Raw genomic sequence first — 13,748 nt, forward strand, 5'->3', positions numbered from 1 at the left:
TTCTCCGCAGCGGTTGCTTCGGCGTTGGCACCAAAGCCGGCGACCAATAGCGACAATAGGATGGCGAGCCGTGCGATTGATACCGTCATTGCCGATCCTCCTTCGCCGGCATGGGGGCATTGGCCCACGCGAGGCTCGCCCTGATGTCGCCGATCTTCTGCTTTTGAACGCCAGGGTCGCGGCCGATGTCCAGGAACTCGGTCCACTCCTTGCCCCTAACGCGATAAGCCAGCGTGGCCGTGTGATCATCGGCTGCGCGGCCCAGTCGGGCCTGGTGGACGGCAGGCAGGGTGAATTCTGCCGCGCCAACCGCCGTGTTGCCGCTCCCGTTTTGCTTCGTAAACGGCAGGCGGCTGCCGTCGGACAGGCGCAGTTCAAGCTCGTCGATATTGCTCTTCATCCGCGCCACCCAGCGCCCGGTTCGGGTGATGTACATCATGCCGCGGGGGTCGAAGGTGCCGGGCCGCGACAGGTGAAAGAAGACGACGTCTTTGTCCGCCCGGTCGAGGATGCGATAGACGTTCAATCCCGCCGACAGCCGCGATCCCGTAAATCCACCCCGGCGCGACCGCCATACTCCCAGTTCGAGCGACAATGGCCGCAGCGCCACGCGCGTCCCGGCCGAGGTTAACACGCGCTTCGGTCCCGGCCCTTTCTGAAACATCAAAAGCAGGTCTTCGCTGTGCAAAAGCGATTCATATCCGGCCTGCATCAGCGCCGAATATTTCGTCCGTTTGCACTCGGCGTCGATCATTGCGGCAAAGTCTTTCGACAGCGCTTCGAACTCCGCCTTGCGCGGGGCATCGACATAGTGGCGCAGGACGGCGTTGGCGGGATAGGACCATTCTATTTTGCTGAGCGCGGCATATTCCCCGTCCACCTGGCAATCCTTCGGCTCGCCGCTGACCTTGCTCGGCGCCGCGATCAGGGCGTCGGCGACCAGTTTGGCACTGTCTATCAGCTTCCATGGGTCGGGTCGGGCCGCGCGCGCCAGGCATCCGCGCCATTCGGATTTGCCCTTATCGAAACTCGCGATCTTGGCCAATTGTTCGGGTTTCAGCGCGCGCCGCAAATCGGATTTCACCGTCAAGCGCAGTTGTGCGAGCGCGCGATATGCGCCCAGGGTGAACAGGTCGCAGCCTTCATTCGCGCCGAGCGCATAGTCGGTGAGGGCGTAAATATTGGCGAGTGACTGAACGTGCTGAGCATTGCCCGCCTGCGCGACAGCCGGTGGAGCTTGTCCGACGAGGGCGAGCGATGCGACGATCGCGGCAATTTTATTCACGATCTTTCCTTTGTCAGTCGGGCGTGGCGCGCGGAGGGCGCGACCGGTGCGTGTTGACCGGCTGCGTTTCCTCGAACCGGATGGATGCGACCTCCATCCAGTTGCCCCGCGGCATGTGGAAGTCGATGAACATGGTGCCGCCGGTCGCGCAGCAGCCGCCGTCGCTGGCCCGTTTCACCGGAACCGCAGCGAACATCTCGCGGAAATCGAACTGCACCCCGCCGCCCCGCGAAAAGCCGTCCGGAAGCAGCGCGGCGGCTTCGTCGAGCAGGTCGTTGACGTCGAAACTGGTCCAGCCCTGGTCATGGCGCGACAACAATATGTCGGCATTGCCCGACCCGCTGCCCGCCCGTCGGCCGGGTGCGTGGAGCAGCATCAACGCCTTGCTGTTCTCGACCAGCGCCGGCGGTGCGAACCAGCCATCGGTCTGGCGCGCGGCAAGGATCGTCCAGTCGAGCGCACCGGCGCCTTCGGCAATCACCAGCATTTCGACGCGCGGACCATCTTTCGGAAACAGGGCCATATGCTGCCATGTCAACGGCCGCCCCTGTTCGACCGACATGATGCCGCCGAACGCCATCGGGTAGCAACGTGCCTCGCTGCGATAGAGGCATTGGCTCTCGAGCTTAGCCACCATGTCCTGATCGATCCGGACAGCGCGCTCGACGTCTTCAGCGGTGCAGTCGCTCTGATATTTGCCGTCCGGACAAACATATATGGTCGGCTCGTTGAATTCCTGCGGGATATCGACCGCGTCGGCATCTCCCTGGGCGCTGGCGCTGACCGCCATGACGCTCAGCGCCACGGCGGCCAGCCTCACCCCCCTCAGAGCGATCATGCGGTGATCTGTCCGGCCAATGTGCAGCCGTCCTTGATGCCGAGCTTGCAACCCAGTCCGAAATAGCGCTTCGCGGCGGCCTTGTCGGCGGGGCCGCCCTGGCCGTCGCGCGACATGATCCCCGCGTTCATACACGCGCCGGCATTGCCCGTATTGCAGGCCTTGCCAAAGCTCGACCGCGCGCCCGTCAGATCTTTCGCGACACCGGCGCCATTATATTGCGCCACGCCATATTCGAGGCACCCGTCGGATTTCCCCGCCTTGCACGACAGGTCGAACGATTTCGCTGCGCCCGCTGCGTCGACTGGGCCGCCCTGTCCGTCCCGCTGCAGAAGCGCCACCGCATAGCAGCCGTCCGCGGAGTTGCCCGGGCAGGACCGGGCCAGATATTGCCGCGCCCTTGCCAAGTCGGGTCCGCCGCCGACCCGGCCATGGAAATAGGTCGTCCCAAGGTCGTAGCAGGCGTTGGCGAGCCTGGCGTTGCACGCCGCTGTCAGTGGTGCGATCGCGCCAGCCGGATCCGGTGCTCCGCCCGATCCGGATTTCAGCATCGATCCATAGACTTCGCAGGATTTGGCGATGCTTTTGGCACAGCCTTGCCGATAAGCGCGGCGCGCCAGCGGCAGGTCTTTGGCGCCGCCCTGGCCTTTGAATGCCATCGCGCCGAGATTGTTGCATCCTGCACCATTGCCATCGGTGAAGCAGCCGAGCTCATATTTCGTGCGAGCGGTAGCGAAATCGCCCGCATTAAAGGCTGCCTGCGCTTCCATGCTGGCGCCACTGCCTCCCGCTTCGACCGTCACCTTGTCGCTGGCCTGCGCGGTCGCCGTACCGGACGTCATCGTGGCCCCCGTCATCGCGGCCAATGCCACCAGCGCGATTGTAAATGCTCTCATGTCTTTAGTCCCCTGTTATTGGCAAACCGGGTGGCTGCTGCTCAGGCGGCGGCTTCCGGTGCAATTATATGATCGGTATCGATCGCGGGTTTGCTTCGCGATTTCGGCGCTGCTGGGGGTGCGAACGGGCTCGAAAGACGGCGACCGTCTGCCGGACGAATAATTGCCGCCCGCCGACCCGTTCTGAGCCTGCCAGCGCCGCGTGCTGGCGCCCGGCATGTTGGTACAATTGTAAATCCCGCAATCTTGCCCGCGTTTGCGTTTCGCGATCTCCGATGCGGCGATTCCGGCGACCGGCCCGGAGGGGAACCAATATTCCAGCACGTAAAGATGATCTTTGAATATGCCCGACATCGCGCCCGCGCGCGCGGCGGCCAGCGTGGCCGTTTCGGCCTGCGACTTCGACCGGCTGTAATAGAGTGCGTAATAGAGCGCGCTGTCATAATTGCGCTCGGCCATGAAGCTTTCGAATACCGCTTGCTTCTTTGCCTGTGCTTCCTGCGCCGCCCGGCGAGAGGCTTGCTGTCGCGCTTCGATGGCGTGCCTGCGATCGCGGAGTTGCGTGCCGAACTGGCAGCTCTCGCGGCTGGAAGGGTCGCCGGGTTTGCAGGCGTTCAACGCTATCTGCTCGGCGGGCAGGTAATCGTCCATATTGTAGAGGATGCGGGCCAGGTCGATGCACGACTGCCGATTTCCAAAGTCGCAATTCACCCGGCGATAGCGAAGCGCCTTTGCCGCGTCGAACTGCTCCGATGCGCCGTCGGTAAAGATGGCTTCGGCGACCTCGCAGCCGTCGCGGTCCTGCGACGAACAGGCGCGGACCGCGAAATTTCCGGCGCTGGCCAGGTTGCGTTCCACTTCGCCTTCGCCGGCGAAGAAAATCAGCGCCAGTCGCCCGCATGCCGCCGCTTCGTTGGCGGCGCAGGCCGTTTGCAGGTAGCGTAGGCTCAAAAACGGATCATAGTCGGCGTGCGCGGGATCGGACAAAGTGCGACCCGCCGTCCAACAGGCTGAGGCGTCGCCCGCATCGCAAAGTTGGCCGACGGCCGTCAGGTCCGGATTGAACGAGGCGGCGTTTGCCGGTCCGTTCCACAGCAGGACAGGAACAGCGACCGAAGTCAGGACGCAGGTCGCAATCCTCCACAATATGCTAAAAATCGCTCGCCCCCCCAGAATAGCTTGAAATTTGGCACCGACCAAGCTGGTCGAAGGCCGCCGCAAACCCGCAACCGACAGGATGCGACGATGGATGCTGGTGTTGAGACAGCGACGTCGTGGTCCGCATTGGTCACGACGTCGCCGACTGCCGGCTATGGGTCGCAGGTCGCCGTCAGCGATCGCAATTCAATCGAATTGCCCGTTCATTTCATCCTCCATATGGAGGAAGCCGAAGATTTATTCGCAGAATTTCAGTTCGGTGTCGTCGCGCCGATGCGGCCGACCAGGCCCGCGAGATCGGCCTGCCGCGACGCGCCGGTCTTTTCCAGCACCCGGCGAAGCTGGCTTCGCACCGTGCTGATCGCGACTCCGCCGGCAGCGGCGATGTCGTCGGGCGTGTCACCGCGGGCGATACCGCTGGCGACGCGGGCTTCCGATGGCGTCAAATCGAACAGCGATCGCATCAGCGTCGCCGACGGAACGCGGTCGGACGCCACGGGGACTAAAAACAGCAGGGCATAGCTGTCGCCGAACACGTCATGCGCGCTGCGGCGAACGGGAATCATATGTGCGACCTGCTGCGGCACGCCTAGGCTGTCGCGGATCGGAAATGATCGAACCCCGTCGTCCGATTGAGCGGCCAGCGCTTCCAGCGCTTCCCTCAAAATGCGGTCGGCTTGGCGGTCGGCAAGGCGCAGCCGCCCTTGCGCTCCCCATATCACATGCGGTTCCGCTGTGCTCGCTAGCGGGCTGCTTTCCGCCACTTCGCCCCCCATACCGAGCAGGAAGGCGGGGAGTTGCAGCGCCGCCAGCGCCTCGGCTGCGCCCTGCGCGCGCTTATATTGCAGGCGGGCGCTGATCAGCGCGCTGCGGACGAGATGCGGGCGAAGCATGTTGAGCTGGTCGATGGTTGCCGAATCGATAGGCCCATCGTCGAAGGCGCGCTCGACGCTGAATACGATATTGTCGCCGGTCGGGACCGACACGGCCGTTCCCGCCGACCACCCCAATCCGCGCGGCCGGAAAAAGTCGCGATAAATCGGGTCGGCGTCCAGCTCCTGATCGCTCCAGAAATCATGTTCGGAGAAAAAGGAGGGCGACTCCTGCCCCATCAGGCAGACGCGGCGGCTGCACTTGCCGAACCAGCCATCCTCAACATAGGCTGCAAAAACGTCGGCGACGCTTTCTGACGCAGTCCAGTTCAGCGCCTTGCGGGCGGAAAACAGCAGGCCACCCGCTGATCCGGAAAGCCCGGCGACCTCATCCAGAACCGCAGGCCATGCCTCCGGCATGACGGAACATTCATATATTCGATCAACAAGTTCATCTTGCATTTTTAACTCCCCACCATCGACAGCATTCTTCTATCTGGCGTGTGGATCGGCGTTGGAGCGGGCCCCTCCCATTTTGCGATCTATCATCTTGAATTGGCGTAACAAGCCGGTTTTGATTGGGGTTCCAAACGGCGCCTATCGGGACCCCTTTCATGCGCCAGTTTAGGATTAAAAATCAAAGTCATAGCCTCCGTGAGGGCGGGGTCCCACTCTGACGCTAATCCACACCTGAAGGCGCGCCTTATGTAGGTTTTCTGTTCCGTTGCTACTCAAACCCCTATATCGCCGACACCAAACCCAATTCTGTCCGAAGGCGCCGCACCGCTGTTCCCACGAAATGCGCTATTCGTCGTTTCCACCGTCACGCACGGCTGGCCTCTCCTTTTGGAACCCGTGCATGCCGAACCACCATTGCAGGGCGATGATCGCACCCTTCGCGGGCTGAAGGAAGGCGATCATCAGCGCGAGCATCAGCGGGACGATGATTGCGGCCAGCGCGGCTAGCGACAGCGCTGTTTCCTGAACGAGCGCGATAATGACCGGCGCCATGATGTGGCCGGTGAGGAAGATCGACACATAGGCCGGGAAATCGTCGGCTTGCTGGCGCGTCCAGTCTTGGGCGCAGTGGGGACAGTGCGCGACCGGCTTGAGGAAGCGGGTAAACAGCCTTGCCTCGTTGCAACGCGGGCAGCGGCCTCGAATGCCGCGGACGATCGCCTCGCGGCCCGTGGCAGGGAGTGCGGGGCACGCGTCTTCAGGGATATGGTCGGGTGCGGGGGGAGGCGTCTTCCTTACAATGGGCCGGTCGAAGGGCGTCTGCATGAAATTGGGCATCGGCTATGCCCGCTGCCCGCGTCTGGATGGCGCGCGATTTGATCGATTGCTTGGCATCATCCATATATACAGTATTAGATGATGGTGTTAAGATTGATAAATGATGTCTGAAACATCAAGGAGCTGATATGATCACGTCGCAGCAGATGCGCGCCGCGCGTGCCCTTCTCGGGATCGACCAGCGTGAGCTCGCCGAACTGGCAGGCCTTTCGCTTCCGACGATCCAACGGATGGAAGCATCAAACGGCCAGGTTCGCGGTGTCGTCGATACGCTGGTGAAGGTGATCGGCGCGCTCGAAAGCAACGGCATCGAACTGCTTGGTGAATATTCTTCGAGCGCCGGGACGGGACGCGGCGTGCGGTTGCGTGAAGCGGCTGATACCGATCCCAAGCGGCCCGGGCGCGGGCTTCTTTCTGCCAAATTTCCGAGCCGGCCCGAAATTCGGTGAAACCCGAGGCCTATACGCCGAAGCTCCTGACGGTCTTTCGCGAGGGTTATTCCGCCGCCGCCTTCCGCGCCGATGCGATCGCCGGCCTGACCGTCGCGATCGTCGCCTTGCCGCTCGCGATGGCGCTAGGTATCGCCAGCGGCGCATCGCCCGACAAGGGGCTGATCACCGCGGTCGTCGCCGGCTTCCTGATCTCGGCGTTTGGTGGATCGCGCGTCCAGGTCGGCGGCCCGACCGGCGCCTTCGTCGTCGTGATCTTCAATGTAATCGCCATCCATGGCTATGACGGGTTGCTCGTCGCCACTTTGCTCGCGGGGCTCATCCTGATCCTCGCCGGGGTGCTGCGCCTAGGACAGATGATCAAATATATCCCGCATCCGGTCGTGACCGGCTTCACCGCGGGGATCGCATTGATTATCGCCTCGAGCCAGGTCAAGGACTTCCTCGGTCTCGCCATCGACAAGGTGCCCGCCGACTTCCTGCCCAAATGGCAGGCCTATTGGGCGGCCTTGCCAAGTGCGAGCTGGGCCGCCATCGGCGTCGGCATCGGTGCCCTCGCGATCATCATTGGCCTTCGCAGGCTGGCGCCGCGACTTCCCGGCTTCCTGATTGCCGTGGTGGTCAGCGCGTTCGTCGTGGTGCTGCTGAAGCTTCCGGTCGAAACGGTCGGCTCGCGCTTTCCGGACATGCCGGCGGGCCTGCCGATGCCGTCTTTCCCGGAGATTTCATTCGCGAAGATCACGGCCGTCCTGCCGTCGGCCTTCACCATCGCCTTTCTCGCCGGGATCGAGGCGCTGCTGTCCGCGGTCGTCGCCGACGGCATGGCCGGGACGCGGCACCGATCGAACCAGGAACTGATCGGCCAAGGCGTCGCCAATCTCGGCTCGGCGCTGTTCGGTGGCCTCCCGGCGACGGGGGCGATCGCCCGCACCGCGACAAATATCCGTTCAGGCGCGAAGACCCCCGTCGCGGGCATCATGCACGCGGTCTTCCTGCTGCTATTCATCCTCTTCGGCACCGACCTGATGGCCTATGTGCCGATGGCGGCGCTCGCCGCGATCCTGTTCATGGTGGCCTGGGGCATGAGCGAGTATCAGCGCTTCCTCGCCTTGCTGCGCATGCCGAACAGCGACCGGGCCGTTCTTCTGCTCACCTTCGGGCTGACGGTGCTCGTCGACCTGACGGTCGCGATCGCTGTCGGCGTGACGCTCGCGTCGCTGCTCTTCATGGCGCGCATGGCCGAAACGGTTGAAGTGGATGGCAGCGGCAAGCGCGATCCCGAACTCGATGCCGAGGATCTCGACCAGCGCGACGATTTGCCGCCGGGAGTGGAAGTGTTCCGGATCGCCGGTCCCTTCTTCTTCGGCGTTGCGGGCGAATTGCTCGACACGCTGCGCCGGGTGGGGCAGTCGCCGCGCGTCATCATCCTGCGCATGCGGCTCGTGCCGCTTCTCGACGCGAGCGGGGCGCAGGCGCTCGAGGAGTTTGTCGAGCAGGCGCGGCTCGCCGGTGCCCAGATTATCCTTTCAGGCGTGCAGCCGCAGCCCCATTCGATGCTCGATCGCGTCGGACTTGGCGAAACGTCGACCAGGCTCTCGCACGCGGTCGATTATGCGCACGCGCAGTCGCTCGCCGTCGAGCTGCTCGAGCAGACATGAACGCGGTGGGTGCTCCGTTGAAGCGAGGACGGGAACATTGACCATGCCCATTGTTCAAGCGCTATCCCAGCGCGGCTTGCTACGGCTTGCTTTTGCCGCGACGGCGCTCGCCGGTTTTGCCGATGCCTTGGGTTTTCTCGCGTTCGGCGGTCTGTTTCTCGCCTCGCCCGATGCGAACAGCATTGTTGCCGCGGTTGCGTTGGCAGACGGCGGCCGCATCGCATTACATGCTGGCGGTGCGGTGCTGGCCCTGCTCGCGGGGGTCGTGCTGACCAGCTTGATGACCGGTCGTTCGACGCGCTTCCGCCGCAGCCTCGTGCTGCTGGTTGCCGGTCTGCTGTTAAGCTGCGGCTTCTTCCTCCTTTACGCCGGCCCGACATATGGGGCCATCCTCCTCATCGCCGCCGCGATGGGTGCGGCCCATTGCGTGTTCGAACGGGATGCGGAGCCGCTCCGCGACACCTTGCTGCCCTCGGTCCAGGCGGTGCGTCTGGGCGAGGCACTCGCCGCTGGCAGGCTGCGCGAGGCAAGGCGGCCGCTGTCGTTCTGGTTCGCTTTCGTCGTCGGCGGGATGCTTGGTGCCGGCGCCTGGTACCTGGCCGGGCGCTGGGCGCTTGCGCTGGCGGCGGGCCTCGCCTTTTGCGCGGCCATCGGCGCACAGCAAATCGAGCGGCTTCGATCGAACGACGGACCGTCCAACCCCAATGGAGCATGAAATGACCAACGATAATGATTATGTTTGTGGATCGGCGTTGGAGCGGGCCCCTCCCATTTTGCGATCTATCATCTTGAATTGGCGTAACAAGCCGGTTTTGATTGGGGTTCCAAACGGCGCCTATCGGGACCCCTTTCATGCGCCAGTTTAGGATTAAAAATCAAAGTCATAGCCTCCGTGAGGGCGGGGTCCCACTCTGACGCTAATCCACAGTGAGGATTGAGACTGCCGCAGATCGACCGGCATGGCGAGATTGGCGATACGGTGTGTCGAAGTCCGAAAGACAATCAGCACTGACGTGTCATTATGAGTCTTCACCCGCGATCGAGATCTGGCCGGCTTCGACCGCAGCGACTTGAGCTTCAACTTGAGCGGCAATCTGCGCATGGAGGTCCACGGCCTGTCCTGGCGCGGAAAGCGACAGCACCAGCGCATATCGCCCTTTGTCGTTCATCCGCTGTTGCCCGATGTGCGATTTCCACCACCCCCCTACCGGATAGACAGCGATCTCGTCATGGGACGCGAGATCGACGGCAGCGCCTCTCCAAAGGTCACAGTGCAACGAACCTGCCTGGAAGGCGTTGGGACCCAGTAGCCAGTGGCTGCCCTCGTTCGGCGCCGGTTCACTCCCTTCGCGCTTCTGGGTGAGCCGCCTGCGAAAGCTCACCGCGGTCTCGGTGCGTTTCTTCATTTCGAAGCGAAGGGCGAATGACCGGTAGGTGTCGGGGCGGGTCGCGGCCCGGCCGGAAAGATTGGGTTCGATGAAGTAGGACAACGTCACCTTCAGAGTGACGATCTCGTTCTCAAGTCCCTGCAGCAGCGCAGTGGGCCAGGGCAGGTCGTAGAAGTGCATCTCGTTGAACACTGGCCTGCTGCCGGTTTGGTGGACACCGAGATAGGGTGTTTCCACCTATCGGAGGTCCACAATGCAAAGAAGGAAGTTCAGCCGCGAGTTCAAGCTTGAGGCGGTGAGGATGATCCGCGAACGCGGGGTGACGATCGCCCAGGCATCGCGCGATCTGGATGTGCATGCGAACGTGCTGCGTAAATGGGTTCGGGAGCTTGCCGCCGATCCGGGTCATGCCTTTCCCGGTCACGGTCAGATGAAGCCGGAGCAGATGGAGATCGATCGCCTGCGGCGCGAGCTGGCCAAGCTGAAGGCGGAGCGCGACATCCTAAAAAAAGCCGCCGCCTACTTCGCGAGGGACTCGATATGAAGTTCCAGTTCATCGCGAAGCACCGAGGGATCTGGCCGGTGGCATGGATGTGCGGGGCGCTCGGTGTCTCGCGAAGCGGCTTCCATGCCTGGCTGATCCGCCCGCCGTCGCAGCGTGCCCGCGACGACGAGGTGATCGGTGCGAAGGTCCGCGCCAGCCATGTAGGAAGCTATCGCACCTATGGTGCGCGCCGTGTCTGGCACGACCTGCTGGCCGACGGGATATCCTGCGGCCTGCACCGGATCGAACGGCTCATGCGGGCACAGGGTCTGCGAGCCAGGCCGCGGCGACGCGGGCTTCCCAAGGATCATGGCGATCGCTCGGTCATCGCCGGCAACGTGCTCGATCGCCAGTTCACGGCCGACAGGCCGAACCAGAAGTGGGTGGCCGACTTCACCTATATCTGGACAGCCGAGGGATGGCTCTATGTCGCCGCGGTGATCGACCTGTTCTCGCGCCGGGTGGTCGGATGGTCGATGAGCGTCAACATGACGGCACAGCTCGTCACCGACGCGCTGATCATGGCGATCTGGCGGCGCGGCAAGCCCGACGCGCTGCTGCATCACTCGGATCAGGGAAGCCAATATACCAGCGAGCAGTTCCAGCGGCTCATGGCCGATAATGGGGTCACCTGCTCGATGAGCCGGTCCGGCAATGTATGGGATAATGCCGCCATGGAGAGCTTCTTCTCCTCGCTCAAGACCGAGCGGATCGGGAAGAAGGTCTACCGCACGAGGGCGCAGGCGAAGGCCGACGTGTTCGATTATATCGAATGCTTCTACAACCCGACCCGGCGTCACTCGACCCTGGGTTACCTCAGTCCTATCGACTTCGAACGCGAAGCTGGGGTAGCCTGAATGAACCTATCTCGGTGTCCATCAAACCGGCAGCAGGCCACGGACACTCGGCGCTGCGCGTCACTCCCGCAAGGTGGGGTCACGCCTCCGCTTACAACAGGATGTATGGTCTGGTAGGATCATTGGCGGAGCAGGCGTGGCAGGCAAATCTAGGCAAGCTCAACCATGGAGTGATCAGTCTGCATGTATAGGGTATTATTACTTGTAATCCTGGTGCTTACGGGCGGCACGGTGACGGCATGTGACCCCGTGAGCGAGGGGAATACGGAGCTGTTCGATCTTTCCCAACCGGCGGGGGATATTGTCCTGGAGGTTTCCGGTGCCATCGCCGTTCGCAACGGCGAGAATGGCGCGCAGTTTGACATGGCCATGCTGCGCGGGCTGTCGACCGTCAGTCTTTCCACAGGCACTTCGGTTACGGACGGAAGCAGCGATTTCGAAGGCTTCCTGCTGCGTGACTTCCTGTCCGGGCTGGGCGCCACGGGCACGATCGTCCGCGCAAGTGCCCTGAACGACTATGTCGTCGACATCCCCATGTCAGACATTGAACGCTTCGATGTCATTGTCGCGCACAGCATGGATGGAGAGCCGCTGTCCCTCCAGGACAAGGGGCCTCTCTGGATCGTCTACCCGCGAGATGCCCATCCGGAGTTGCAGGATATTCGTTACGACTACCGGTGGGTCTGGCAATTGAATGCTCTGGAAGTCCAATGATCATCCGCAAGGGCGCACTCGGTATAGTGCTCCCGTCGGTTACGATCGGGATATTTGCCGTCCTGATCGCTTTTTCGCTCGTGCGCCTCTCGGCGACCGAAGAAGACATGCGGATCGAGGCGACGCAGAACATGCTGTGGGTCATCGCGCGATCGCAGGTTGCCAGCCTGAAATTGCAGACAGCAGCCTCAACACATGTCAGGGGCATGGACACGCCTGTTGAGGTAGAACGCCGCCTCAACAATTTCCTCAGTCATCACAATATTCTCAACCATGGACCGCAACGGCGGCAGATGGTCGAAATGGGATTTGCCGATGCATTGGATACAATAGAGGCGCAACAGGCAGAGCTACGGCAGATCGTGTCGGAGCTTGAAACTGGCGATGAAACTTCGCTGTCCCGGCTTCATGCGATCCTGTCGCCCTATGACGCAGATCTAGCGCGTGCCGCGAACAAGGCCATGACCGCCGAGTGGGATAGCCTTGGAAGCAAGCTGGACAATTCGCGGCAGGAAGTTTCGCACATCATCCTGTCGCTGATCGTGATCGCGCTGACCGGCGCGGGCATGACGTTTTATCTGGTTAGGGCCACACGATCTGCCCGGTCGAGGGCGCAGCTGCTGGAAAGCGAAAAGGCATTGTCGCAGTTGCTCGTAACATCGAGCGGAGAGGCAATCATCGCCGTGGACCGAGAGCGGCGCTCAACGCTTCTGAACGACGCGGCAGCGACACTGTTTGCCATCACCGCAGAGAAAACATTGCATCGCCGCCTGACCGCTATATCCGGGATTTTCAGCGAGGAAAGGGTCGAATCCGTTATCAACCGGGCGCTGGATGGCCATTCAGTAGTGCTGAGAGACCTGCCATTTTCCCGTAAGGCCGATGTCAGCGCGATCTATCTCGAACTCCGCTGTTTTCCTCTGCGGGATGGGACCGGAGTTATCGGGGCGATCATGTTCTTTTCGGACGTTACGGAACAGTATTATGCTAGGCGCGATCTGAGCGAGCGGCGCGACTATCTGGAAGAACAGGTTGCGCTCAGGACGAAGGAACTGCACGCTGCGCTTGAACGGGAACGTTCCGCTACCGCGATCTATCGCAATTTCGCGGCGATGATCTCGCACCAGTTCCGCACTCCGCTTGCGATTGTGGATTCCTCTTTGCAGCGGCTGATGAGGCGGTCGAACCGTCTTGAGCCGGACGAAGTGCTGGAACGGGGTGGACAGGCGCGGTCGGCGATCCGCAACCTTGTGCAGCTTGTCGACAGCACGCTCGATATCGCCCGGCTTGAGGCCGGACAGATTGAGCAGAACAGCGTGGCCTGGGATCTCGACAGGCTGATTGCGGACGTGGTCGATCGGCAGGCGAACGAAATGCCTGACCGGACAGTTCGCTATGTGAGTGGTGGCCCAAGCCTTGTCCTTTGCGATCCGGTATATACCGAACACATCGTCGTGAACCTGCTGTCGAACGCAGCAAAATATGCCCCTCCAGGAACGGCTGTCGATGTGGAGATGGTGTCGGTTGATGGCTACGCCGGTTGCCGGATCATCAACGAGGGGCATATCGATCCCGATGATCGGGAACATCTTTTTGAACGCTTTTTCCGGGGGAAGAATGCCAGTGATAAGAAAGGCGTGGGAATTGGCTTGTATATGGCGCACAGCCTTGCGCAATTGCAGTATGGCAAGCTTTCTTTCGAGATTTTACCCGATAGCCGGATCGCGTTCACGCTTGTCCTGCCGCTGGCGGAAGCAGCCTGCCCGGCCGGCCTGTAAAGGCCCGGTATTGCG

At 62.1% G+C, this 13,748-nt stretch carries 13 protein-coding genes; 6 read left to right on the forward strand and 7 right to left on the reverse strand.

The genetic code is table 11. The annotated features are described in order from the left end of the window. Positions 1-85 precede the first annotated feature (85 nt). The 6 genes from C3E99_RS15315 to C3E99_RS15340 form a co-directional block, all read right to left on the reverse strand. Complete coding sequence (locus tag C3E99_RS15315) at positions 86-1,285, reverse strand: hypothetical protein (RefSeq protein ID WP_104960039.1); 1,200 nt, start codon at positions 1,283-1,285, stop codon at positions 86-88. A 13-nt stretch (positions 1,286-1,298) separates the two neighbouring features. After that, positions 1,299-2,123: a hypothetical protein gene (locus C3E99_RS15320; RefSeq protein ID WP_104960040.1), complete on the reverse strand. Its 825-nt coding sequence runs from the start codon at positions 2,121-2,123 to the stop codon at positions 1,299-1,301. Beyond that, complete coding sequence (locus tag C3E99_RS15325; RefSeq protein WP_234002507.1) at positions 2,120-3,019, reverse strand: tetratricopeptide repeat protein; 900 nt, start codon at positions 3,017-3,019, stop codon at positions 2,120-2,122. Before C3E99_RS15325 ends, C3E99_RS15320 begins: the two co-directional genes overlap by 4 nt. Positions 3,020-3,034: 15 nt before the next feature. Beyond that, complete coding sequence (locus C3E99_RS15330) at positions 3,035-4,219, reverse strand: sel1 repeat family protein (protein ID WP_234002508.1); 1,185 nt, start codon at positions 4,217-4,219, stop codon at positions 3,035-3,037. 209 nt (positions 4,220-4,428) lie between these two features. Then, positions 4,429-5,469: a helix-turn-helix transcriptional regulator gene (locus tag C3E99_RS15335; RefSeq protein ID WP_104960042.1), complete on the reverse strand. Its 1,041-nt coding sequence runs from the start codon at positions 5,467-5,469 to the stop codon at positions 4,429-4,431. A 384-nt stretch (positions 5,470-5,853) separates the two neighbouring features. Then, complete coding sequence (locus tag C3E99_RS15340; protein WP_199775021.1) at positions 5,854-6,345, reverse strand: DUF983 domain-containing protein; 492 nt, start codon at positions 6,343-6,345, stop codon at positions 5,854-5,856. 128 nt (positions 6,346-6,473) lie between these two features. Between C3E99_RS15340 and C3E99_RS15345 the strand changes: the two genes are divergently transcribed. Genes C3E99_RS15345 through C3E99_RS15355 form a run of 3 tightly spaced genes read left to right on the forward strand, consistent with a single transcriptional unit; the run spans position 6,474 to position 9,167 of the window. Next, positions 6,474-6,794: a helix-turn-helix domain-containing protein gene (locus C3E99_RS15345; RefSeq protein ID WP_104960043.1), complete on the forward strand. Its 321-nt coding sequence runs from the start codon at positions 6,474-6,476 to the stop codon at positions 6,792-6,794. After that, complete coding sequence (locus tag C3E99_RS15350; protein ID WP_104960044.1) at positions 6,791-8,452, forward strand: SulP family inorganic anion transporter; 1,662 nt, start codon at positions 6,791-6,793, stop codon at positions 8,450-8,452. The genes C3E99_RS15345 and C3E99_RS15350 overlap by 4 nt, the downstream gene beginning before the upstream one ends. A 43-nt stretch (positions 8,453-8,495) precedes the next feature. Then, complete coding sequence (locus C3E99_RS15355) at positions 8,496-9,167, forward strand: DUF1275 family protein (RefSeq protein ID WP_234002687.1); 672 nt, start codon at positions 8,496-8,498, stop codon at positions 9,165-9,167. A 304-nt stretch (positions 9,168-9,471) separates the two neighbouring features. Here the strand turns inward: C3E99_RS15355 and C3E99_RS15360 are convergent, their stop codons facing one another. Then, positions 9,472-10,077 carry a hypothetical protein gene (locus tag C3E99_RS15360; RefSeq protein ID WP_234002509.1) on the reverse strand — a complete coding sequence of 202 codons (606 nt, stop codon included), beginning with the start codon at positions 10,075-10,077 and terminating at the stop codon, positions 9,472-9,474. Positions 10,078-10,093: 16 nt separating this feature from the next. Between C3E99_RS15360 and C3E99_RS15365 the strand changes: the two genes are divergently transcribed. From C3E99_RS15365 to C3E99_RS15375, 3 genes are all read left to right on the forward strand, one after another. Continuing rightward, positions 10,094-11,241 (forward strand): IS3 family transposase gene (locus C3E99_RS15365; RefSeq protein WP_104959270.1). Its coding sequence is split into 2 segments (ribosomal slippage): positions 10,094-10,352 and positions 10,352-11,241, totalling 1,149 coding nucleotides; the frame shifts between segments, so codons are not numbered across the junction. Between the two features lie 249 nt (positions 11,242-11,490). Continuing rightward, complete coding sequence (locus C3E99_RS15370; RefSeq protein WP_104960408.1) at positions 11,491-11,955, forward strand: molybdopterin-dependent oxidoreductase; 465 nt, start codon at positions 11,491-11,493, stop codon at positions 11,953-11,955. Then, positions 11,952-13,733 carry a sensor histidine kinase gene (locus tag C3E99_RS15375; protein WP_104960046.1) on the forward strand — a complete coding sequence of 594 codons (1,782 nt, stop codon included), beginning with the start codon at positions 11,952-11,954 and terminating at the stop codon, positions 13,731-13,733. Before C3E99_RS15370 ends, C3E99_RS15375 begins: the two co-directional genes overlap by 4 nt. Positions 13,734-13,748 lie beyond the last annotated feature (15 nt).

This window comes from Sphingopyxis sp. MG (assembly GCF_002953155.1).
Lineage (GTDB): Bacteria > Pseudomonadota > Alphaproteobacteria > Sphingomonadales > Sphingomonadaceae > Sphingopyxis > Sphingopyxis granuli.